Source organism: Hydrogenophaga sp. H7 (assembly GCF_002025745.1).
GTDB lineage: Bacteria > Pseudomonadota > Gammaproteobacteria > Burkholderiales > Burkholderiaceae_C > Hydrogenophaga > Hydrogenophaga pseudoflava.
Genome location: NZ_MCIC01000017.1, coordinates 101,484 through 122,473, shown reverse-complemented (window position 1 = coordinate 122,473; position 20,990 = coordinate 101,484). Strand labels below are relative to the sequence as shown.

Below are 20,990 nucleotides of genomic sequence, written 5' to 3'. Positions count from 1 at the left end.
GGAACGGCGGGCGGGCGTCCGGTCGGCAACACCCGTCCCCACCCACCCCGGTGGCGGGGCGGGTGAAGGCCGGGCGAGGCCCCGGACAGGACTTACTTGGTGGTCGCGGCCTTGGCGATGTTCTTCACACCGTCGGCGACCGAGATCTTGTCGTCGTTCCAGAACTGGCTGACGGCGTCCTTGATGGCGCCTTCGGCCGCAGGGCTGACGGCCATGCCGTGGGCGATCGAGGGCACCAGGCCACCGCTCTTGGCGGTGTCGACGAAGTCCTTGCTGGAGAGCTTGGCGCAGTCGTCGAACTTGTCCATCTTCATGCCCAGGCGGACCGGGATGGAGCCCTTGTTCAGGTTGAAGACTTCCTGGAACTCGGTGCCCATGATGGACGCGGCCAGGTCACCCTGGGCCTTCTGGGCGGCGGCGTCCTTGAGCTTGAACATCGCGAACGAGTCGACGTTGAAGGTGTAGGCGTTGCCCGTGCCCGGGGCGGCGGCGCAGATGTAGTCCTTGCCCGGCACCTTGCCGGCGGCGGTGAACTCGCCCTTGGCCCAGTCACCCATGAACTGGAAGGCGGCCTTCTCCTGGATCACCATGGCGGTGGCCAGGTTCCAGTCGCGGCCCGGGGCGGCGGGGTCGGTGTAGGACTTGATCTTGCGGAAGGTTTCCAGCGACTTGGTCATGGTCGGGCTGGTCAGGGCCTTCTGGTCCAGCTTGACCAGGGCGTCCTGGTAGAACTTGGCGCCACCGACGCCCAGCACCACCGATTCAAACGTGGTGAAGTCCTGCCAGTTCTGGCCACCGTGGGCCACGGCGATCAGACCGGCCTTCTTGACCTTGTCGGCGGCGGCGAAGAACTCGTCCCAGGTCTTGGGCGCGCTGGCCACACCGGCCTTCTTCAGCACATTGGCGTTGGCCCACATCCAGTTGACGCGGTGCACGTTCACCGGTGCGGCGACGTAGTTGCCCTTGTACTTCATGACGTCGGCGACCACGCCGGGCAGCAGGCTGTCCCACTTCTCGGCCTTGGCGACGGCGTCCAGGTTGGCCAGCACGCCTTCGTTCGCCCATTCCTGGATGCCCGGGCCCTTGATCTGGGCGGCGGCGGGCGGGTTGCCGGCCACGACGCGGCTCTTCAGGACGGTCATGGCGGCATCGCCACCGCCGCCGGCCACGGCGAAGTCCTTCCAGGTGTGGCCCTTACCCTGCATGATCTTCTTGAGTTCGCCGACCGACTTGGCCTCGCCGCCCGAGGTCCACCAGTGCAGGACTTCCACCTCGCCGGCAATGGCGGCGGAGCCGGCCATCACGAAGGCGGCGGCGGCGGCGAGTTTCGACAGTTTCATCATCATGTCTCCAGTAAAGAAGGGACGCCGCACGCGAGGGCGTGCACGGCGCGGAACCATCCAGAGCGGCACCATGCCGCCGGATGTCTGTAATTTATCTTTAATTAAAGAATTATTACATCCGCAGAAACCCGAAGTCCCTGCCCTCCCTTGCGCTGGTGACAAAGTTTCAGCGGTGGCGGTCCAGCGCGCGGGCGGCACCCAGCAGCGCGGGCGACTGGGCCGAGGTGATGACCCAGACCGGCATGCCTTGCAGCAGGCGGGTGAAGCGGCCCTTGTTGTCGAAGCGCTCGCGGAACGGCGATGTATCGAACCAGGCGCCCAGGCGAGGCACGATGCCGCCGCCCACGTACACGCCGCCGCGCGCGCCCAGCGTCAGCGCCAGGTTGCCGGCCACCGAGCCGAGCATGGCGCAGAAGATGTTCAGAGTCTCCAGCGCCTGCGGGTGGCCGGCCTTGAGCGCGGCCTCGCTGACCGCGCTGGCGGAATCGAGCCCCTGCACCGTCACGCCGTCGGCCTCGCAGAGGATGGCGCAGGTGTCGACCAGCCCCTGGCCGCAGCACACGCGCTCGGCCGAGGCGTGGCCGTAGCGGCGGATCAGGCCGTCCATGACGGTGCGCTCGCGCGCGGTGGTCGCCGGCAGCGTGACGTGGCCGCCCTCGCCTTCGAGGGGCACCCAGCCGCCGTGGCCGTCGGGCAGCAGGCCGGAGACGCCCAGCCCGGTGCCGGCGCCGACCAGGCCCATGGCCACGCCGGGCACCGCTTCGCCGCCACCGACCTGGCGCAGCTCGGCCGCCGGCAGGTCCGGCAGGGCCAGGGCCAGGGCGGTGAAGTCGTTGAGCATGCGCAGCGTGCGCAGGCCGAACTCGGCCTTGACCGCGGACTGGGAGAAAGCCCAGTCGTGGTTGGTCATGCGGACCATGTCGCCGGTGATCGGGTTGGCAATCGCGATGGCCACCGCCGCGGGCGCGCCGCGGCCCAGCCCGTCGAGGTAGGCGTGCATGGCGGCCTGCAGCGTGGGGTAGTGCGCGCCGGGCAGCACCTGCACGTCGGTGATGGGCGCGCCGGGCGCGGCCTGCCAGGCGAAACGGGCGTTGGTGCCGCCGATGTCGGCCAGCAGCCGGGCGGTGTCGGATGGGGTCTGGGGCATGGCGTCGGTTCCGGAAAAGGTCCCGGAATTATGCCGGAGCTGTAACCAAATTACAGCCGCCCTGCCCCCTGCGGGGGCTTCAGCCCAGGTGCGAGCGGGTCCAGCGCACGATGTCGGCCGCGCCCATGGCGCCCGGCTGGCGCGCCACCTCGCGGCCGTTCACGTACAGCGCCAGCGTCGGAATGCTGCGGATGTTGAGCCGCGCGCCCAGCGCCTGCGCCTCTTCGGTGTTGACCTTGGCCAGGCGCACATGGGGCTCCAGCTGCTTCGCCGCGGCCTCGAACTGCGGCGCCATCATGCGGCAGGGGCCGCACCAGGGCGCCCAGAAATCCACCAGCACCGGCAGTCGCGAGCGCGCGATGTGCTTCTCGAACGCCGCCTCGTCCAGCGCGACCGGGTGGCCATCGAACAGTGGGCGGTGGCACTTGCCGCAATCGGGCGTGGCCGACAGATCGGCCGGCGCCACGCGGTTGGTGGTGTGGCAGTGCGGGCAGACGACGTGCAGGGATTCGGTGGCAACGGTCATGGGCGGGCTCCAAGGGTTTCGGGGCAGATGGGGACCGCCGGCACCACTTCAAGAGACACCCCACCGGGTATGCAACGGGCGCTCAGATCAGCTGGCCGATCAGGCTGGCGACGAAGCTCAGCAGGATGGTGGTGGTCAGCGGGATGAACCACTCGCGGCCGAAGGCCTTGAAGCGCAGGTCGCCCGGCAGCTTGCCGAAACCCAGCTTGTGCAGCAGCGGCGTGAACCAGCTGATCAGCAGCAGGGCCAGGAAGATGACGATCATCCAGCGGATCACGGCGGCTCCTACAGGCGGTGGGTGCGGTCGCCGGTGGCAAAGCCCATCGGGTTCCAGCCTTCGGCGCTGGGCAACGGCGCCAGACCGATCACCTTGAACAGCTCGCCCATCTCGTGCTCGTTGACCAGCTTGGAGAGCATGGCGTTCTCGCGCGAGCCGGCGTCCTTCGCCACTTCCAGCAGGCCGCAGTTGATCAGGAAGCGCCCCTGCGAGGTGTAGCCCAGCACCGCCATGCCGGCGTCCTGCGCGGCCAGCGCGATGCCGGTGAAGTTCACGTGCGCGGTGATGTCCTTGAGGCCGAGGTCGGTCAGCGGGTCGTCGTCGCTGCGGTGGGCGCGGTGGCAGATCAGCGTGCCCATGTGGCGCTGCGGGTGGTAGTACTCGGCCTCGGGGAAGCCGTAGTCAATGAAGAAGGCCGCGCCGCGCACCAGGCGCTCGGCCAGCGTGCGGACGAAGGCCTCGCCCTGCGGGTGGATTTCGGTGAGGTAGTCGTGCGGGCCTTCGACCGCCAGCGGTGGCCGCAGCGCCGTCGGCCGGTCGGCCCAGGCCAGGCGGCCATCATGGGCCAGCGCCACACCGCGCTCGTGCCAGGTGCCCTCATCCTGCCCGCCCACGCGGCGCAGCAGCTGCACCGGCATCGCGTCCAGCACCTCGTTGCCGATCACCACGCCGTCGAACACCGCGGGCAGGCGGTCGGCCCAGACCACGCGGTCCGCATGCCGCGCCAGCGTGGCCCGCTGGCGCTCTCGCAGGCTGCCCGAGAGGTCGACGATGGTGTAGCGGCGCGGCGCCTGGCCCAGCGCCGTGAGCGCATCCAGCAGCTGCAGCGCGAGCGCGCCGGTGCCGGCGCCGAACTCCCAGACCTCGTCGGTTTGGGTGGACGCCAGCGCCTGCGCCACCTGGCGCGCCAGGGTGTGGCCGAACAGCGGCGAGAGCTCGGGCGCGGTCACGAAGTCGCTGCCCTGGCCGGCCACGCCCTCGGGCATCTGGCCGAACTTCGGCGTGGCGTTGGTGTAGTAGCCCAGCCCCGGCTCGTACAGGGCGATGGCCATGAAGCGGTCGAAGGGCAGCCAGCCGCCGGCCTCGCGGATGGCCTCGGCCACGCGCTCAAGCAGGGCGCTCGTTACACTGCCGGGCTGGTTCACTGTGTCGGTGTTCACACGCCGATTGTCCAGGATCGACTGCCCACCATGTCCGGTACTGCCCCCCCGCCCCCGAACCCCGTCCGCACCGCGCTGGTCACCGGTGCCGGCAAGCGCCTGGGCCGAGAGATCGCGCTCACGCTGGCCCGCGCCGGCTGGAACGTCGCGGTGCACTTCCGGCAGTCGGCTGCCGAAGCCGGGCAGACCGCGCGCGACTGCGACTCGCGGACCGGACGCCCGGGCAGCGCCGCCACCTTCGGCGCCGATCTCGCCGACGAGGCCGCGGTGCGCGCCCTGCTGCCGGCCGTGGTGGCGCACTTCGGCGCGGTCGACGCGGTCGTCAACAGCGCCTCGCTGTTCGAACACGACGACGCGACCAGCTTCGGTTTTGCCACCATGGAAACCCACCTGCGCAGCAACACCGGCGCGCCCATCCTGCTGGCCCAGGCGCTGCACGCGCACCTGGCCACGCGCGATGCGGAGGGCGCGGTGGTCAACCTGCTGGACCAGAAGCTCTGGAACCTCAACCCCGACTTCCTGAGCTACACCCTGTCCAAGGCGGCGCTCGAAGCGGCCACCGGCATGCTGGCGCTGGCGCTGGCGCCGCGCGTGCGCGTGGTGGGCGTGGCGCCGGGCCTGACGCTCACCAGCCACCTGCTGAGCGATGAGAAATTCCAGACCCTGCACCGCCAGTCGCCGCTGGGCCGCTCGTCCACCCCGGAGGACGTGGCCGCCACCGTGGCCTTTGCGTTGGGCAACCGCTCGGTCACCGGCACCACGCTGCTGGTTGACGGCGGCCAGCACCTGATGCGCTTCGAGCGCGACTTTTCGATGATGTGAGGCGGATGCCCATGAACTCCACGAACCACGCCGGCACCCAGATCCTCACCCTCACCGGGCTGCGCTTCGACGCCAACCTGGGCATCCTGGAGCACGAGAAGACCAGCCCGCAGCCGATCCAGGTGGATGCCGAGCTCAACCAGGGCACCCAGCCTCTGCTGCCGCACGACGACGACATCAGCCACGTGCTGGACTACCGCAAGGTGCGCCAGATCATCATCGACGAGTGCACCGCCGAACACGTGAACCTGCTGGAGAGCCTGATCGGCAAGCTCACGCGGCGCCTGATGCAGCTGCCTGGCGTGATCGGCGTGCGGGTCAAGATCGCCAAGCTGGAGATCTTCGACGACTGCGAGGTCGCGATCCGCATGGAAAGCGGGCAGTGGTGAGGCGCACGCCGTCCCGGTTCTGAAAAAAGAAAAGGCCCCTCGCGAGGCCCTTTTGATGTGCAGGCTGGTGCTTCAGGCCACCAGCGACGGCATCACTTGAAGTTGTACTGGACGCCGACGCCCAGGTACATCAGCTCTTTCCACGAACGCGCTTCGTCCGAGCTCTTCTTCAGGAACACATCGAAGTCGCTGCGCAGGGACAGGTTCTTGGTGAAGGCGTGGGTCAGGCCCAGGCCCAGGGTCGGGCGGGTCTGCGTGCCTTCGACGGCGTCGGTGTGCTTCACACGGGCCACGCCGGCCTTGCCGAACAGGCGAGTGGCTTCACCCAGGTCGGTGCCAACGGTGCCGCGCAGGCCCAGGGCGTTGACCTTGGACTCCAGGCCGTTCTCGAAGTTGTGGCTGCTGCCGAACTGTGCAAAGGCTTCCGCACCCCAGAGCTTGTTGAACTGGTAGCCGGCGCCCAGTTGCAGGGCGGGCTTGGTGTCGTGGTCGTTGTGCTGGGCGATGCCGTCGATCGGGCCGTTGCCGATCAGGTCGCGCTGGGCGCCCAGGGTGCCGAAGACGTACGGGAAGGCCACGACTTCAGCGGCCTTGGGCACCACCGGTGCAGGTGCGGGCACCGGAGCGGGCGCAGGCGCGGCCGCCACCGGGGCGGGCGCGGGGACCACGGCGGGAGCCGGGGCCGGAGCGGCCACCGGGGTCGGGCGCGGCAGCAGGTCGGAGAAGTGGTTGTCGCACTGGCGCATGGTCACGCGCACGATCTTGCCGCTGGCGTCCTTGTACGCGTTGACTTCCATGGTCGGGCTGAACGGGATCCACTTGCCCTGCAGCGCCTTGCTCACGCCGCCGCGGCCGCGGGCCGTGGCCACACCCTTGTCGCAGGCACCCTTGGCGTAGCTGGGGCTCAGGTCCTTGAGCAGCATCGGCGACACCGAGGCCTCACCGGCGCGCAGCTTGGGCTTCTGCTTGGTCTGGGGCTTGTAGAACTTGGCCGTGCCGCCCTGGATGGCGGCGTCGCAGGCCTCGGGCGTGGCGTAGCCGGTGTTGCCGTCGCGGTCGGTGGTCATGCCGGCGGTCTGGGCCATGGCGACGGAGGCGATGGAAACCAGCATGGACGCCAGGGCGACCCGATGAATAGCAAAGGACATAAAGGACTCCAAATAAAATTGATGTTTTTCCCAGGTTGTGCCGCAGCATGGACACAACAGGATGGCGCGGCGCAACAAGGCCGCTCTCACGGGGAGAAAGTGTAGCTTTCGACCTAAATCCGCCTGTAACAAGCCGCAATCTTGCGGGTTTTGACCACCGACTTGTGCATTGCAGCATACCGCAATGCGAACCTGTTGCGTTTGACGCACACCGCCCCGGCCCGAGGCCCGACCGATGACCCCAGAAAAACTCGCCTTCGAAAACAAGAAACTCGAAAAACGCCTGTGCCGCGAGGTCGGCCGCGCCATCGTGGACTACAACATGATCGAGGAAGGCGACCGCGTGATGGTCTGCCTTTCCGGCGGCAAGGACAGCTACGGCCTGCTCGACATCCTGATGAAGCTGCAGAAGCGCGCGCCGGTGAACTTCGAGCTGATCGCGGTCAACCTCGACCAGAAGCAGCCCGGTTTCCCCGACCACATCCTGCCCGAGTACCTGTCCAAGCTGGGCATCCAGTACCACATCGAAACCCAGGACACCTACTCCATCGTCAAGGAAAAGATCGAGCCGGGCAAAACCATGTGCAGCCTGTGCAGCCGGCTGCGCCGCGGCATCCTCTACCGCGTGGCGCGCGAGCTGGGCGCGACCAAGATCGCGCTGGGCCACCACCGCGACGACATGCTGCAGACCCTGTTCCTGAACATGTTCTTCGGCGGCAAGCTCAAGGGCATGCCGGCCAAGCTGGTCAGCGACAACGGCGAGTTCATGGTGATCCGCCCGCTGGCCTACGTGCCCGAGAAGGACCTGATCCGCTGGGCCGAACACCGGCAGTTCCCCATCATCCCCTGCACACTCTGCGGCAGCCAGGAGAACCTGCAGCGCAAGCAGGTGGGCAACCTGCTGCGCGACTGGGACAAGCAGTTCCCCGGCCGGCTGGAGAACATGCTGCACGCGCTGCAGAACGTGGTGCCCAGCCACCTGATGGACCGCTCGCTCTACCCCTTCCAGACCCTGCAGACCACTGGTGCGCCGGTGGAGGACGGCGACCTGGCCTTCGACGAGGAGCCGCTGGTGGCACCCGCGCCCGCCGCCGACGCGGACGCTGTGGAAGTGAACGTCCGGCCCCGTGCGACGGTCATACCGATTGCCGCCACCACCTGATATGGGTGCTGAGCCAGGCGTCCAACCCGCCGGAGGAACCATGACCCGCCTTGCCCTCGCCCTGCTGACCACCCTCGCCCTGGCCGGCTGCGCCGGCACCTACCGTGTGGACAACGCGGTGCAGAGCTACGCGCACTGGTCGGCCGACATCCCCACCGGCGCCCAGGCCCCGGCCGCCGTGCCCCAGGCGCCGCAGACCTACCGCTTCGAGCGCCTGCCCTCGCAGCGGGAGGGAGGGTCCGCCGAAGACCAGAACCGGCTGGAAGCCTGGACCCGGACCGTGCTGGAAACGCACGGCTGGACCGTCGCCGAGGCGCCGGCCAACGCCCCCTGGCGGGTGCAGGTCACGGCCACCACCGTGCGCAACGCCCGCAGCCCTTGGGACGACCCATGGCCCAGCTGGCGCTTCCGGGGGCAGGTCGTGGCCGGCAATGGCTATTTCTACTGGTCTCCCATGTTCGTGATGCCGATGGACATGCCCTGGTACGAGCGCAAGGTGACCGTGGTGGTCCGCGATGCAGCATCGGGCCGTGTGGTCTACGAAACCCAGGCCGGCCACGACGGCCGCTGGAACAGCACTCCGGCGCTGTGGCAGGCCATGCTGCAGGCGGCGCTGAACGGCTTCCCGGTACCGCCTTCCGGACCCCGGCAGGTCGACATCGACCTGCCGCGCTGAGCCCCGGCCGGCGCCTTCAGCGCGGCGGCGCCTCCATCAACGCGCGCACCGCATCGGCCAGCGCATCCATGCTGTCCTGCTTGCCCAACACATCGGACACCCCGGCCGCGGCCGCGGCATCTAGCAGCGCCTCGTTCACATGCCCCGAGACGATGGCGATGCGCAACCCGGGCCGCAGCGCATGCACCGCCTGCGCCAGTTCCACACCGCTCATGCCCGGCATGTTGTGGTCGGTCACGCACAGGTCCACCGGTTCCCGGCTGACGCGGAACCAGGCCAGGGCCTCCTCGCCCGACAGGAAGGTGCTGACCCGGTACCCCTGCTTGCGCAGCAGCCGGCCGGCCAGGAACACCAGCGCTTCGTAATCGTCCACGTAGACGATGTGCCGCCCCGGCGGCGCGGGAACGGCCGGTGGCGGTGCGGCGGGTGCAGGTGCCTCGGCGTCCGCGGCACCCGAGGCCAGCGGCAGGTAGACATCGAACCGGGTGCCTTCGCCCGGCGTGCTGTGCAGCGTGATCGCCCCCTGGTGCGCCTTGACGATGCCGTGCACCACTGACAGCCCCAGACCGGTACCACTGCCCGGCGCCTTGGTGGTGAAGAAAGGCTCGAACACGCGCTGCTGCGTCGCCTCGTCCATGCCCGGGCCGTTGTCGGCCACGCTCAGCAAGGCATAGGCGCCGGGCGGCAGATGGCCCAGCCGCAGGGCCTGCGCCGCGTCCAGTTCCACCTCGTCCAGACTCACGGTGATGTCGCCAGATCGCTGATCCAGCGCCTGCCAGGCGTTGGTGCACAGGTTCATCAGCACCTGCTGCACCTGCGTCGCGTCGGCCAGCACCGGCAGCGGCGACGAGGCCAGGCGGGTGCTCAGCCGCACGCCCGCGGGCAGCAGCGAGCGCATCAGCCGCAGCGCCTCGTCCACCAGCGGCTTCAGTGGCTGGCGCTGCAGCTCCTGCGTCTGGCGCCGGCTGAAGGCCAGGATCTGCTGCACCAGCTGGCGCGCGCGGATCGCCGCGCGGTGGATCTCGGCCAGGCTCTCCTGGGCGGCGTGGTCCGGCCCCACGTCTTCGCGCGCCAGGGCCAGGTTGCCCAGGATGGCGGCCAGCAGGTTGTTGAAGTCGTGCGCCACGCCGCCGGCCAGGGTGCCGATGGCCTCCATCTTCTGCGACTCGCGCAGCTGCGTCTCCAGCGCCCGCTGCTGCGCCTCGGCCTGCTTAAGTTCGGTGATGTCCGTGTGCGTGCCCACCATGCGCAGCGGCTGGCCGTCGGCGTCGCGTGCGATCACCATGCCGCGCGAGAGCACCCATTTCCAAGACCCATCCTTGCAGCGGATGCGGTGTTCGTTGCGGTAGAGGGCGGTGCGTCCCTCGAAGTGCGCCTGGCGGTCGGCCTGCATCTGGGCCACGTCGTCCGGGTGGGTCCGCCCGTCCAGCTCCTGCGCACGCGGCGCCAGCTCGTCGGCGGTATAGCCGTACATGGCCTTGATGCGCGGCGACACGTATTCCTCGCCGGTCACCAGGTTCCAGTCCCACACGCCGTCCCCGGCGCTGTCCAGCGCCAGCTTCCAGAGCGCCTCGTTCTGCCGCAGCGCCAGCTCGGCCTGCATGCGCTCGCTGATGTCCTCGACCGTGCCTTCGTAGTAGAGCAGCCGCCCCTGCGGGTCGTACACCCCGTGGGCGTTCTCGTTCACCCAGCGGCGTTGCCGGTCGCAGTGGCGCACCACTTCAGAGACGAAGCCGCGCACGAAGCCGTCGCGCACCAGCTGCGCCTGGAACTCGGCCCGGCGGCCGGGCTGCACATACCAGTCGCTGCTGGCCCGGTTCACGTCGTCCAGCATGGCCTGCTCGTCGCTGTAGCCGTTGAGCTGCACCAGCGCCGGGTTGGCGCGCAGCATCACACCGTCCCTGGAACTCCGGTAGGCACCGATCGGCAGGAACTGGAACAGCGACGAGAAGTCCGCCACGCGGGCGTCGTGGTGTTCGGGCATCGCCGTATTGTGTCGCGTCGTCCTCCGGACCGGCCCATCGACCATCCGGTGGTCAGACCGTCCGTCCGGCGCTACAGTGACCGTTTTCTCACCCCGGGGCTTCTTCTTGCACGTCACCCGCATCATCGCCGTGCGCCACGGCGAAACCGCCTGGAACCGCGACACCCGCATCCAGGGCCACACCGACATCGCCCTGTCCGACAAGGGCCGCTGGCAGGCCGAGCGCCTCGCCCTGGCCCTGCGCGACGAACCCATCGCCGCGTTCTACGCCAGCGACCTCTCGCGCGCCTTCGACACCGCCAGCACCACGGCCCGTGCCCACGGCAAACCGGTGCAGACCCACAAGGGCCTGCGCGAGCGCGCCTTCGGCCGATTCGAGGGCCTGACCTGGGCCGAGATCGAGGCCCACCACCCGGAGGACGCACTGGCCTGGCGCAAGCGCGTGCCCGACTTCGCGCCACCGGGCGGCGAGTCGCTGCTGCAGCTGCGCGAACGCGTGGTCGCCGCCGTCGACGAGATCGCCGCGCGCCACCCCGGCGAACAACTGATGCTGGTGGCACACGGCGGCGTGCTGGACATCCTCTACCGCGCGGCCACGCGGCTGGAACTGCAGGCGCCGCGCACCTGGGACCTGAGCAACACCGCGGTCAACCGCCTGCTCTGGACACCCGAAGGCCTGGGCCTGGTGGGCTGGGCCGACACCGGCCACCTGCAGGACGACGGGGCGCTGGACGAGAGCACCGCCTGAGCCACCGACGCCTGCCATGACACCGAACCAGGTCATCGTGCTCGCCACGCCGGTGTTCCTGCTGCTCATCGCCATCGAGTTCTGGGTCGGGCGACGGCGCAGGCGCAACACCTACGCGCTGGCCGACACATTCAGCAGCATCGGCCTGGGCATGCTCAGCCGCATCGCCGACGTGTTCACACTCGCGCTGCGCCTGGGCATCTACGTCTGGGTGCAGGACCACGCCGCGCTGTGGCAGGGCGACGCCTTCTGGACCTCGCCCGCGGGCTGGCTGCTGGCCCTGGTGTTCTACGACTTCCTCTACTACTGGAACCACCGCCTGGGCCACGAGGTGGGCTTGCTCTGGGCCGCGCACGTGGTGCACCACCAGAGCCAGCACTACAACCTCTCCACCGCGCTGCGCCAGCCCGCCAGCTACGCGCTGCTGGGCTGGGTGTTCTACCTGCCGATGGCGCTGGCCGGCGTGCCGCCACTGGTGTTCGCCGTGGTCGGGCTGGTGGACCTGCTCTACCAGTTCTGGATCCACACCGAGCAGGTCGGATCGCTCGGCCGCTTTGACCGCTGGTTCGCCTCACCCTCGAACCACCGCGTGCACCACGCGGTCAACGACCGCTACCTGGACAAGAACTACGGCGGCATCCTGATGCTGTGGGACCACCTGTTCGGCAGCTTCGAACCCGAGGACCCGGAAGAACCCTGCGTCTACGGCACGCGCAAGCCGCTGCAGAGCTGGGACCCGGTCTGGGCCAACGCCGAGGTCTACGCGGGGCTGGCCCGCGACAGCGCGCGCACCGGCCGCTGGGGCGACCGGCTGCGCACCTGGATCAAGCCCCCCGGCTGGCGCGCGCCCGATGTGGCGGCGCGCTGGCCGACCCCGGCCTTCGACCTCGGCGCCGTGCAGCGCTTCGACCCGCCCGCCTCGCGCGGCGCGCAGGCGCTGGCGGCACTGGTGTTCGTGCTGCTGCTCGGCGGCGTCGCCTTCTTCCTCTGGACCGCCGACGCGCGCGCCCTGCCGGGCAACCTGGCCTGGACCGCCGCCCTGCTGGCCGGGCTCTGGGCGCAGGGCGCGCTGCTGCAGGGCCGCATAGGCCCGGGAATGGTGCTGATGGTGCTCAGCGCCGCGTTGGCCACACTCGCCGCCGCGGAAGGCTGGACCGAACTGCACCGGGTGTTCAAGCCGCTGACCATGCTGGTCGTCATCGGTCTGGTGCTGCGCGCGGACGTCCGCCACAAGGGCTGGCTGCTGGCCGCGCTCGCAGGCTCGCTGGCCGGCGACGCCTTCCTGATGTTCGAGGGCTTCTTCATCGCCGGCCTGGCGTCGTTCCTGCTCGCGCACCTGGCCTACATCGCCCGCCTGCGGTCCGACGCGCCCTGGTTCGCTGACCGGCGGGCGCTGGGAGCGGTGGGCGCTGTGGGTCTGGTGATGTACGCGCTGCTCTGGAGCGGAGGGCCGTGGAGCGGCGGTCTGCCGCCGGGCCTGCGGGCGCCAGTGGCGGCCTATGTGCTGGTCATCGCACTGATGGTGTCGCAGGCGCTGGGGCGGGCCCGCGTGCACGCCGATCCGGCGGCCTGGCGCGTGGCCGCGGGCGCCCTGTGCTTCATGCTCAGCGACACCCTGCTGGCGACCGACCGCTTCCTTGTGCCGCTGCCGGCGCGCGACCTGCTGGTGCTCTCGACCTACTACGCGGCGCAGGGCCTGATGGTGGCCGGCCTGCTGCCAGCGGCGCCGCGTCAGGGCGCGTAGACCCGGGCTTCGAGCCCCAGGGCCCGCACCTTCGCCGCGGCCTGCTCGGCCTCTTCGCGCCGCTCGAAGGGCCCCACCCGCACGCGGGTGAGCGGCCCCCGCGCCGACTCGATCGGGTCGTCCAGCACCGGCAGGCCGGCTTCGACCAGCCGCGCCTTGGCGCGCTCGGCGTTGGCCTCTCTGGCGAACATCCCCACGTTGACGCCGAAACCGCGCGGCCGGGGCCGAAGCACCGGCTCGGGCGCCGCCGGGGTGGGTGCAGCCGCCACGGGTTCGACAGGGGCTTGAACCGGCAGCACGGCGGGCGTTGCCGGCGGTGCCTCGGTGGGCGATGCCACGGGGGGCGACGGCAGGAGCCGTGGCGCTCGCTGCGGCGGTGCGGGCGACTGAACCTGCGCCGCACCCACAGCCGCCGGGCGCCACTGCTGCCCGACCACCCCGGCCAGCAAGGCCACCACCACCAGGACCGCAGCCGCGGCCACCAGACCCGCCACGCGCCAGCCGTACTCGGAACGCTCCAGCCGCTCCACCGCCTCCTGGAAACTGTCGGCCTGCTCGACAGCGGCGGCCACGCGCTCGCGCAGGCCCCGGTGCAGCCAGGCCATGCCCCAGAGCCCGGGCAGCGCGCACCACAACACCAGGGCCGACGCCGTCAGCCCGATCCGGATGCCCGTGGGCACGCCCTCGGCACGCATCCACAGCCAGCCCAGGGCCGCGGCGGCGGCGAGCGCCAGCCCGGCCTGCGCGAGCGCGGCGCCCCACAGCCGCCAGTACACCAGCCAGGCCAGCTGGCCCAGCGCCGCGCGCGTGTTCCACACCATGGCCGAGCGCCCACGCTCCTCGAAGCGCGCGATGACCGGGAGATAGGCGCTGGCGCCGGCCGGACCCAGCGCCGCGCGGTACAGCGCCGCCGCGCTGGCGGGCAGCCCGGTCGGGTCGTCCTGCCCCGTGTCCACGTCAGCCGGCGTCCTGGAACAGCTGGTCGCCCGACTGCGGCGGCGCCACGCCCAGGTGCCGATAGGCCGCCAGCGTGGCGGTGCGCCCGCGCGGCGTGCGCTGCAGGTAGCCCTGCTGGATCAGGTAGGGCTCGATCACGTCCTCGATGGTGTCGCGCTCTTCGCCGATGGACGCCGCGATGTTGTCCAGCCCCACCGGGCCGCCGTCGAAGCGGTGGATCACGGCTTCAAGCAGCTTGCGGTCCATCAGGTCGAAGCCCTGGGGATCGACGTCGAGCATGGTCAGCGCGCGGCCGGCGATGTCGGCCGTGATCCGACCGTCGCCCTTCACATCCGCGAAGTCGCGCACGCGGCGCAGCAGGCGGTTGGCGATGCGGGGCGTGCCGCGCGAGCGGCGCGCAATTTCAAACGAGCCGGCGGCGTCGATGGGTGCGTTCAGCAGGCCGGCGCTGCGCGTGACGATGCGCGAGAGCTCCTCGGCGGTGTAGAACTCCAGCCGCGCCACGATGCCGAAACGGTCGCGCAACGGGTTGGTCAGCATGCCCGCACGCGTGGTGGCGCCGACCAGGGTGAAGGGCTGCAGGTCCAGCTTGATGCTGCGCGCCGCCGGGCCCTCGCCGATCATGATGTCGATCTGGTAGTCCTCCAGCGCGGGGTAGAGGATCTCTTCAACGACGGGCGAGAGCCGGTGGATCTCGTCGATGAACAGCACGTCGTTGGGTTCGAGGTTGGTCAGCAGCGCCGCCAGGTCCTTGGGTTTTTCCAGCACCGGGCCGCTGGTCTGGCGCAGGTTCACGCCCAGCTCCTGCGCAATGATGTGGCTCAGCGTGGTCTTGCCGAGGCCGGGCGGGCCGAACAGCAGCACATGGTCCAGCGCCTCAGCGCGCTTCCTGGCGGCGCCGATGAAGATCTCCAGTTGCTCGCGCACCTTCATCTGGCCCACGTATTCGTCCAGCAGCTTGGGGCGCAGGGCGCGCTCGATCGCTTCTTCCTTGGGCGAAAAAGTGGTGGCGGAAACGACCCGCGGAGCGGGGGCGAAATCGTCGGTCTGGATGCTCACGGAGCCGACTATACAGGCCCGTTTCCGGGGCGTTGCTCAAGTCGGGAGCGCCGCCTGCCGATACCCGAAAGACCCCCGTTTTTCGCCGCCACCCGACCATGAACCGCACCGCCGCCCACCGCCCAGCGACCCCGACGCTGATCCGGACCGCCCTCGCTTCGGCACTGGTCATGGCAGCGGCCTGGTGCCTGACGGCACCGGGCACGGCCCGGGCCTCCGATGCTCCCAGCCACTCCGCGCCGCCGCCGGCTCCCATCGCGATGCCGGTGGGCACGGCCAAACCCGGCGCCCAGCCCCGGAACGCCGCGGCGACCCCGGCCGGCGCAACGGCCGCCGAGTCCCGCTCCGACCCGCAGGCGGTCGCCGCCAAGATCAAGGCGGTGCTGGACAAGCACCGCGGCACCGAGGTCGCACCGCCCGCCAACCACCAGACCGCCGACCGGGTGGCCAAGGCCATCCGCAACGGCCACGCCGCGCCCGAGGCCCACGGCAGCCCCGCGTCCAAGGGGCACGACCCGCACTGGTCCTACGAGGGCGCCTACGGCCCCGAGCACTGGGCCCGCGTGAAACCCGAGTTCAACGTCTGCGCCATCGGCAAGCGACAGTCGCCCGTGCATATCCAGGAGACCACGACGCTGCAGGGCCCGGCCGAGCCGCTGCAGTTCGACTACCGACCCACTGGCGGCAGCGTGGTGAACAACGGCCACACCATCCAGGTCGACCTGGAGCCGGGCAACACCCTGAGCGTGCGCGGCGCCACCTACGAGCTGCTGCAGTTCCACTTCCACCACCCGTCGGAAGAGCGGGTCAACCACCGCAGCTTCGCCATGGTCGCGCACCTGGTGCACAAGAACCACGAAGGCCAGCTGGCGGTGGTGGCGGTGCTGATCGACCCGGGCGCGGCCAACGGGCTGATCAACAAGGTGTGGACCCACATGCCGCTGGACAGCGGCGACCGGGTGCGCCTGCCCGCCGGGCTGATCGACCTGCGCGAACTGCTGCCCGCCGACCAGCGCTACTACCAGTTCATGGGCTCGCTCACCACGCCGCCCTGCACCGAGGGCGTGCTGTGGAATGTGCTCAAGACCCCGGTGACCGTGAGCCGGGAACAGCTCAAGCTGTTTTCACAGATCTTCCCGAACAACGCCCGCCCGGTGCAGGCGCTCAACGGGCGGATCGTGCGCGAGGGGATGTAGCCCCCACGCTCCGCCGCTGACGCGGGTCGCTGCCCCCCGAGGGGGCGCGAATTCAGCTTGGGGCGGCCCGGCGCTGAATCCCGTCGCCTCACGCTCCGCCGCTGTACGGGCCTTATTTCGCCAGCGACTTCAGCGCCAGCTTGATGCCCTCGCTCACGCCTACGCCGGCCGGCAGCGCCTTGAGCGCCGCTGCGGCGTCCTTCTCGTTGTAGCCCAGGGCCATCAGCGCCTGCTGGATGTCGCTGGCCGCGTCGCCCACGGCGGCGGCTGCGCCCGGCAGCGGCAGGTCGGCGCCCAGCTTCCCCTTGAGTTCGAGCAGCAGGCGCTCGGCGGTCTTCTTGCCGATGCCCGGCACCTTGACGATGCGACCTGCCTCCTGCGCCGTCACCGCCTGTGCCAGCTCGGCGACGGACAGGCCCGAGAGCACCGAGAGTGCGGTGCGCGGACCGATACCGCTGATCTTGATGAGCTGGCGGAAGGCCTCGCGCTCGGCCGCGCTGCCGAAGCCGTAGAGGATCTGCGCGTCCTCGCGCACCACGAAGTGGGTCAGCAGCGACACCTTCTCGCCCGCCGCCGGCAGGTTGTAGAAGGTGCTCATGGGCACGTCGACCTCGTAACCGACCCCGTGGCAGTCGATCAGGATCTGGGGCGGATTCTTTTCCAGCAACGTGCCGGTCAGCTTGCCTATCATTGAGGTCCTTTCACCAATCAGCCCGGGATTATCTGTTTTGATCCTCCGCCACACCTTCTCGCCGCCCGACAACACCCGCATGGCCCACCTGTGCGGCCCGATGGACAGCCACATCCGCAGCATCGAGGCGGCGCTGCAGGTCAAGGTCGCGCACCGCTTCGAACAGTTTCGGATCGAAGGCCCCAAGGCCAAGGCCAACCAGGCGCTGGAGGTGCTGCAGGCGCTGTACGAGATGGCGAAAAAGCCCATCCCCGAAGAAAAGGTGCAACTCATGCTGGCCGGCGACACGGCGCTGCCGCCCGGCGGCGACGAGGCCACCGCAATGCAGACGCGCCGCGGCGAGGTGCGCGGGCGCACGCCCAACCAGGCGCGCTACCTGGACAACATGGCCACGCACGACATCACCTTCGGCATCGGCCCGGCCGGCACCGGCAAGACCTACCTGGCGGTGGCCTGCGCGGTGGATGCGCTGGAGCGCAGCGCGGTGCAGAAGATCGTGCTGACGCGCCCGGCCGTCGAGGCCGGCGAGAAGCTGGGCTTCCTGCCCGGTGACCTGGGCCAGAAGGTCGACCCCTACCTGCGCCCGCTGTACGACGCGCTGTACGACCTGATGGGTTTCGACAAGGTGCAGAAAGCCTTCGAGCGCCAGCAGATCGAGATCGCGCCGCTGGCTTTCATGCGCGGGCGCACGCTCAACCACGCGTTCGTGATCCTCGACGAGGCGCAGAACACGACCGTGGAACAGATGAAGATGTTCCTCACCCGCATCGGCTTCGGCAGCAAGGCCGTGGTCACCGGCGACGTGAGCCAGATCGACCTGCCGGTGACGCAGCTCTCGGGCCTGATCGACGCCGAGCGCGTGCTCAAGCGCGTGACCGGCATCGCCTTCAACCGCCTGACCAGCGCCGACGTGGTGCGCCACCCGCTGGTCGCCCGCATCGTCGACGCCTACGAGGCGCGCAGCCCCGGCGTGGCAGAAGCCCCGCGCGGCGGCCGCCGCAAATCCAGCTGACCGACTGCCCGACGCACCGACCATGGCCCTGCCTTCGCTTTCGCTTTCCCTGCAGTTCGGCGACCTGAAAGACGCCGCCCGCCACCGCGCCGCGCTGCCGCGCCACACCGTGATCCGCTGCATCCGCCATGCTCTCGAAGCCGACGCCGAGATCACCGTGCGCATCGTCGACGCCGACGAGGGCCAGGCGCTCAACCGCGAGTACCGCGGCAAGGACTACGCGACCAACGTGCTGACATTCGACTACGCCATCGAGCCGGTGGTGATGGCCGACCTGGTGCTGTGCGCGCCGGTGGTGGCGCGCGAGGCGAAGGAACAGAAGAAGACCCTGGCCGCGCACTACGCGCACCTGCTGGTGCACGGCACCCTGCACGCCCAGGGCTGGGACCACGAGACCGGCGAAGCAGACGCCGAGGCGATGGAAGCGCGCGAGATTGAAATCCTCGCCGGACTGGGCATCAAGAACCCGTACTGATCAGCGGACGCACTGTCCTTCGATCTCGACCAGCAGATCGCTGCGGCAGACATCGGCCAGCACATAGGTCACCGGCGCGTCACCCAGGCGCTGCGCGACCACCTCGCGCACGGTGGCCAGGTCGGCCGGGTGGCGCACATAGGCCCGGTAGCCCAGGTCGCCCAGCGCGAACGCGCCGCTGCGGGAGTTCAGTGACGCCTGCGCCAGCACCGCCGCGATGTTGTCCAGGCTCTCGGCCGTCTGCGCCCGCACGTCGCCCCGGTGCACGGTCTCGTGCCCGACGATGCTGGCGGTGCCCGAGACGAACAGGATTTCCTGCCCCGGCGGGTGCACCAGCGCGGCGCGCGAAAAGGTCGGGCTGCGCGGGCCGTAGCGGTCCGGATAGAGGAAGGCGCTGACCTGGCGCGGGTTCTCGACCGGCACGATGGGCGTCGGCCCGGCCAGGAAGGCCACCGTCAGCGGACCGGACGCCACTCCCAGCGCGCAGGCCGCCGGCACCCGCCCCACCACGCTGCGCGCGCCGGCCTCGAAAGCGTCGCCGCGGCCGATGTTGAACTGACGGTAGCGCTCCAGCCCGTCGGCTTCACCGTTGATGTCGGCCATGTAGTTCCACAGCCGCCAGAGGTGCGGCAGCCCCTGGGCATCGAGCAGCCGGAAGATGCGCGCGTAGATGTCGAAAGCCGCCTGCTGCAGGGCGCTGCGGCCGGCCTCGGGAACCACACCGGCCTCCGGCACATCGATCACCCCGAACAGCAGGTCGCCGCTGCGGCGCCACACCACCCCCTCATGCTCGCCGGTCAACACCGGCGCACCGTCTGGCAGCAGCCAGCACTCCCGCAGCGCCTCGCCACCGTCCAGCACCGGGGTCGGCAGGTGCTGCAGCGGCCAGGCCACCGCGGGCGGCGACGCGGCGCCGACGTGAAAGCCACCCAGCACCTGCCCGGGCGGCAACGACGAAAAGGAAGAGGGGCTCAGGAGCGACAGGCTCATGCGGTCAACAGCGAAAAAAACAGGAAGAGCGCGCTCAGTGCATGCGCATCGGGATGGTGACCGGGCCGTCGTTGACCAGGTGCACCTGCATGTCGGCGCCGAAACGCCCGGTGGCGACCTGCGCGTGTTGCGCACGCGCCAGCGCGACGAAGCGGTCGTACAGCGCCTCGCCCAGGGCCGGTGGCGCTGCGCCGGTGAAGCCCGGCCGGTTGCCGCCGCTGGTGTCGGCCGCCAGGGTGAACTGGCTGACGATCAGCAGGCCGCCGCCCTCGTCCTGCACGCTGCGGTTCATCTTGCCGGCCTCGTCGGCAAAGATGCGCAGCTTCAGGATCTTGGCCAGCAGTTTCTGCGCCACGGCCTCGGTGTCGTCGGCTTCGGCACAGACCAGCACCAGCAGGCCGGCGCCGATCTGCCCGACCGTGTCGCCAGCGATGTCGACGCGGGCCTGGCTCACCCGTTGCAGCAGCGCGATCATTTCAGGTCCGCCTCATCGTAGAAATGCGCCTCCACGTCCGAGGGCAGCAGCTGGATGCTGGCGCGCAGCCCCGGCACCGCGCTCATCAGCGCCTGTTCCACGCTGGTGCGCACCGCGGCGGCGCGCCCCAGGGTCCAGGCCGCGGGCATGTGCATGTGCAGGTCCACGAAGCGCCGCTGGCCCGCCTTGCGGGTGCTGACGTGGTCGAAGCGGATGATCTGCGTGTCCCCGCGCGTGTGGGCAAAGCCGGCCAGGGTCTGTTCGATGGTGGCCAGCACCTCGGGCTCGACCGCCTCGTCCATCAGGCCCTGGGTCGAGCGCCAGATCAGGTGGAAGCCCTCCTTGAGGATGTTCAGCGCCACGCCGATGGCCACCACCGGGTCCAGCCACATCCAGCCCGTGAGCTGCACCAGCGCGATGCCCGCCACCACGCCGGCCGAGGTCCAGACGTCGGTCACCAGGTGTTTGCCGTCGGCCTCCAGCGCAATCGAGCGGTGCTCCTTCGCCGCGCGGAACATCACCCAGGCCAGCAGGCCGTTGAGCGCCGAACTGGCCACCGACAGCGCCAGCCCCCAGCCCACCTGCTCCAGCGGCTGCGGGTCGAGCAGGCGCTGACCGGCGGTCCAGACAATGCCCAGCGCCGCGACGATGATCAGGATGCCCTCGAAGCCCGAGGAGAAGTACTCGGCCTTGTGGTGGCCGTACGGGTGGTCGTCGTCGGCCGGACGCGCGGCGATGGTGACCATGACCAGGCCGAACACCGCGCTGGCCAGGTTCACCAGCGACTCCATGGCGTCCGACAGCAGGCCGACCGAGTCGGTGACCCACCAGGCCAGGGTTTTGAGGGTGATGGTGATGACGGCCACCACCACCGACGCCATGAGCAGGCGGCGGGGTGTGAGCCAGGATGAAACAGAAGGACTCATGGTCCGATTGTCGCCCGGCGATCTGGTGAAACTTTGGCGCCTGAAGCGTGTAATTTTGTAACCACCCGGTATCCATTCGGTGC

Annotated in this window: 22 protein-coding genes; 9 read left to right on the top strand and 13 right to left on the bottom strand. The window is 69.9% G+C overall.

What is annotated here, in order from left to right; translation table 11 throughout:
* Positions 1 to 92: 92 nt before the first annotated feature.
* The 5 genes from BC358_RS16255 to BC358_RS16235 all read right to left on the bottom strand — a co-directional run bounded on the left by BC358_RS16255 (position 93) and on the right by BC358_RS16235 (position 4,453).
* A complete protein-coding gene (locus BC358_RS16255; RefSeq protein ID WP_079366826.1) occupies positions 93 to 1,343 on the bottom strand; it encodes an ABC transporter substrate-binding protein in 1,251 nt (416 codons plus the stop codon).
* Positions 1,344 to 1,509: 166 nt separating this feature from the next.
* Positions 1,510 to 2,490: a glucokinase gene (gene glk / locus BC358_RS16250; protein WP_079366653.1), complete on the bottom strand. Its 981-nt coding sequence runs from the start codon at positions 2,488 to 2,490 to the stop codon at positions 1,510 to 1,512.
* Between the two features lie 79 nt (positions 2,491 to 2,569).
* Entirely contained in the window at positions 2,570 to 3,016 is a 447-nt protein-coding gene (gene trxC / locus BC358_RS16245) for a thioredoxin TrxC (protein ID WP_079366652.1), read from the bottom strand.
* 82 nt (positions 3,017 to 3,098) lie between these two features.
* Complete coding sequence (locus BC358_RS16240; protein WP_066155069.1) at positions 3,099 to 3,293, bottom strand: DUF2905 domain-containing protein; 195 nt, start codon at positions 3,291 to 3,293, stop codon at positions 3,099 to 3,101.
* 8 nt (positions 3,294 to 3,301) lie between these two features.
* A complete protein-coding gene (locus BC358_RS16235) occupies positions 3,302 to 4,453 on the bottom strand; it encodes a class I SAM-dependent methyltransferase (RefSeq protein WP_256861544.1) in 1,152 nt (383 codons plus the stop codon).
* Positions 4,454 to 4,483: 30 nt separating this feature from the next.
* Between BC358_RS16235 and BC358_RS16230 the strand changes: the two genes are divergently transcribed.
* Together BC358_RS16230 and BC358_RS16225 are read left to right on the top strand one after the other, a co-directional pair.
* Complete coding sequence (locus tag BC358_RS16230) at positions 4,484 to 5,275, top strand: SDR family oxidoreductase (protein ID WP_079366651.1); 792 nt, start codon at positions 4,484 to 4,486, stop codon at positions 5,273 to 5,275.
* 11 nt (positions 5,276 to 5,286) lie between these two features.
* Positions 5,287 to 5,664 (top strand): dihydroneopterin aldolase, encoded by a 378-nt coding sequence (locus BC358_RS16225; protein WP_066155421.1) that lies wholly within the window; start codon positions 5,287 to 5,289, stop codon positions 5,662 to 5,664.
* A 92-nt stretch (positions 5,665 to 5,756) separates the two neighbouring features.
* On the opposite strand, the gene BC358_RS16220 is transcribed toward BC358_RS16225, so the two are convergent.
* Positions 5,757 to 6,812 (bottom strand): outer membrane protein, encoded by a 1,056-nt coding sequence (locus BC358_RS16220; protein WP_079366650.1) that lies wholly within the window; start codon positions 6,810 to 6,812, stop codon positions 5,757 to 5,759.
* A 235-nt stretch (positions 6,813 to 7,047) separates the two neighbouring features.
* Here BC358_RS16220 and ttcA point away from each other — a divergent pair, with 235 nt between their 5' ends.
* Together ttcA and BC358_RS16210 are read left to right on the top strand one after the other, a co-directional pair.
* A complete protein-coding gene (ttcA, locus tag BC358_RS16215) occupies positions 7,048 to 7,974 on the top strand; it encodes a tRNA 2-thiocytidine(32) synthetase TtcA (protein WP_066155092.1) in 927 nt (308 codons plus the stop codon).
* A gap of 40 nt (positions 7,975 to 8,014) precedes the next feature.
* Entirely contained in the window at positions 8,015 to 8,650 is a 636-nt protein-coding gene (locus BC358_RS16210) for a DUF4136 domain-containing protein (RefSeq protein WP_179130092.1), read from the top strand.
* Positions 8,651 to 8,666: 16 nt separating this feature from the next.
* On the opposite strand, the gene BC358_RS16205 is transcribed toward BC358_RS16210, so the two are convergent.
* Positions 8,667 to 10,634 carry a PAS domain S-box protein gene (locus BC358_RS16205; protein WP_179130091.1) on the bottom strand — a complete coding sequence of 656 codons (1,968 nt, stop codon included), beginning with the start codon at positions 10,632 to 10,634 and terminating at the stop codon, positions 8,667 to 8,669.
* Positions 10,635 to 10,740: 106 nt separating this feature from the next.
* Between BC358_RS16205 and BC358_RS16200 the strand changes: the two genes are divergently transcribed.
* Both BC358_RS16200 and BC358_RS16195 read left to right on the top strand, forming a co-directional pair.
* Entirely contained in the window at positions 10,741 to 11,382 is a 642-nt protein-coding gene (locus BC358_RS16200) for a histidine phosphatase family protein (RefSeq protein ID WP_079366824.1), read from the top strand.
* Between the two features lie 16 nt (positions 11,383 to 11,398).
* The gene (locus tag BC358_RS16195; RefSeq protein WP_079366647.1) at positions 11,399 to 13,126 is read left to right on the top strand and encodes a lysoplasmalogenase family protein; all 1,728 of its coding nucleotides are present in this window, start codon (positions 11,399 to 11,401) and stop codon (positions 13,124 to 13,126) included.
* On the opposite strand, the gene BC358_RS16190 is transcribed toward BC358_RS16195, so the two are convergent.
* Entirely contained in the window at positions 13,114 to 14,082 is a 969-nt protein-coding gene (locus BC358_RS16190) for an SPOR domain-containing protein (RefSeq protein ID WP_079366646.1), read from the bottom strand. The genes BC358_RS16195 and BC358_RS16190 overlap by 13 nt on opposite strands.
* Position 14,083: 1 nt before the next feature.
* Positions 14,084 to 15,142, bottom strand: coding sequence for a Holliday junction branch migration DNA helicase RuvB (gene ruvB, locus BC358_RS16185; protein ID WP_079366645.1), 1,059 nt, complete (start codon positions 15,140 to 15,142; stop codon positions 14,084 to 14,086).
* A 98-nt stretch (positions 15,143 to 15,240) separates the two neighbouring features.
* Between ruvB and BC358_RS16180 the strand changes: the two genes are divergently transcribed.
* On the top strand, positions 15,241 to 16,338 hold the full coding sequence (locus BC358_RS16180; RefSeq protein WP_079366644.1) for a carbonic anhydrase: 1,098 nt from the start codon (positions 15,241 to 15,243) through the stop codon (positions 16,336 to 16,338).
* 112 nt (positions 16,339 to 16,450) lie between these two features.
* On the opposite strand, the gene ruvA is transcribed toward BC358_RS16180, so the two are convergent.
* Positions 16,451 to 17,029, bottom strand: a complete 579-nt coding sequence (ruvA, locus tag BC358_RS16175) for a Holliday junction branch migration protein RuvA (RefSeq protein WP_066155117.1) — start codon at positions 17,027 to 17,029, stop codon at positions 16,451 to 16,453.
* Between the two features lie 37 nt (positions 17,030 to 17,066).
* On the opposite strand from ruvA, the gene BC358_RS16170 reads away from it, so the two are divergent.
* Both BC358_RS16170 and ybeY read left to right on the top strand, forming a co-directional pair.
* Complete coding sequence (locus BC358_RS16170) at positions 17,067 to 18,041, top strand: PhoH family protein (protein ID WP_079366643.1); 975 nt, start codon at positions 17,067 to 17,069, stop codon at positions 18,039 to 18,041.
* Between the two features lie 22 nt (positions 18,042 to 18,063).
* Entirely contained in the window at positions 18,064 to 18,516 is a 453-nt protein-coding gene (gene ybeY / locus BC358_RS16165; RefSeq protein WP_079366642.1) for an rRNA maturation RNase YbeY, read from the top strand.
* Here the strand turns inward: ybeY and BC358_RS16160 are convergent, their stop codons facing one another.
* The 3 genes from BC358_RS16160 to BC358_RS16150 are packed head-to-tail and all read right to left on the bottom strand — an operon-like array spanning position 18,517 to position 20,907.
* Positions 18,517 to 19,506 carry a hypothetical protein gene (locus tag BC358_RS16160; protein ID WP_079366641.1) on the bottom strand — a complete coding sequence of 330 codons (990 nt, stop codon included), beginning with the start codon at positions 19,504 to 19,506 and terminating at the stop codon, positions 18,517 to 18,519.
* A 34-nt stretch (positions 19,507 to 19,540) separates the two neighbouring features.
* Positions 19,541 to 19,981: a D-aminoacyl-tRNA deacylase gene (dtd, locus tag BC358_RS16155; protein WP_079366640.1), complete on the bottom strand. Its 441-nt coding sequence runs from the start codon at positions 19,979 to 19,981 to the stop codon at positions 19,541 to 19,543.
* On the bottom strand, positions 19,978 to 20,907 hold the full coding sequence (locus BC358_RS16150) for a cation diffusion facilitator family transporter (RefSeq protein ID WP_066155135.1): 930 nt from the start codon (positions 20,905 to 20,907) through the stop codon (positions 19,978 to 19,980). The genes dtd and BC358_RS16150 overlap by 4 nt, the downstream gene beginning before the upstream one ends.
* Positions 20,908 to 20,990: the final 83 nt, after the last annotated feature.

Bases quoted from the DNA above. Each gene is read 5' to 3' on its own strand.
- BC358_RS16255 (WP_079366826.1), bottom strand. From the start codon at position 1,343: ATGATGAAACTGTCGAAACTCGCCGCCGCCGCCGCCTTCGTGATGGCC.
- glk (WP_079366653.1), bottom strand. From the start codon at position 2,490: ATGCCCCAGACCCCATCCGACACCGCCCGGCTGCTGGCCGACATCGGC.
- trxC (WP_079366652.1), bottom strand. From the start codon at position 3,016: ATGACCGTTGCCACCGAATCCCTGCACGTCGTCTGCCCGCACTGCCAC.
- BC358_RS16230 (WP_079366651.1), top strand. From the start codon at position 4,484: ATGTCCGGTACTGCCCCCCCGCCCCCGAACCCCGTCCGCACCGCGCTG.
- BC358_RS16225 (WP_066155421.1), top strand. From the start codon at position 5,287: ATGAACTCCACGAACCACGCCGGCACCCAGATCCTCACCCTCACCGGG.
- BC358_RS16220 (WP_079366650.1), bottom strand. From the start codon at position 6,812: ATGTCCTTTGCTATTCATCGGGTCGCCCTGGCGTCCATGCTGGTTTCC.
- ttcA (WP_066155092.1), top strand. From the start codon at position 7,048: ATGACCCCAGAAAAACTCGCCTTCGAAAACAAGAAACTCGAAAAACGC.
- BC358_RS16210 (WP_179130092.1), top strand. From the start codon at position 8,015: ATGACCCGCCTTGCCCTCGCCCTGCTGACCACCCTCGCCCTGGCCGGC.
- BC358_RS16205 (WP_179130091.1), bottom strand. From the start codon at position 10,634: ATGCCCGAACACCACGACGCCCGCGTGGCGGACTTCTCGTCGCTGTTC.
- BC358_RS16195 (WP_079366647.1), top strand. From the start codon at position 11,399: ATGACACCGAACCAGGTCATCGTGCTCGCCACGCCGGTGTTCCTGCTG.
- BC358_RS16180 (WP_079366644.1), top strand. From the start codon at position 15,241: ATGAACCGCACCGCCGCCCACCGCCCAGCGACCCCGACGCTGATCCGG.
- ruvA (WP_066155117.1), bottom strand. From the start codon at position 17,029: ATGATAGGCAAGCTGACCGGCACGTTGCTGGAAAAGAATCCGCCCCAG.
- ybeY (WP_079366642.1), top strand. From the start codon at position 18,064: ATGGCCCTGCCTTCGCTTTCGCTTTCCCTGCAGTTCGGCGACCTGAAA.
- BC358_RS16160 (WP_079366641.1), bottom strand. From the start codon at position 19,506: ATGAGCCTGTCGCTCCTGAGCCCCTCTTCCTTTTCGTCGTTGCCGCCC.
- dtd (WP_079366640.1), bottom strand. From the start codon at position 19,981: ATGATCGCGCTGCTGCAACGGGTGAGCCAGGCCCGCGTCGACATCGCT.
- BC358_RS16150 (WP_066155135.1), bottom strand. From the start codon at position 20,907: ATGAGTCCTTCTGTTTCATCCTGGCTCACACCCCGCCGCCTGCTCATG.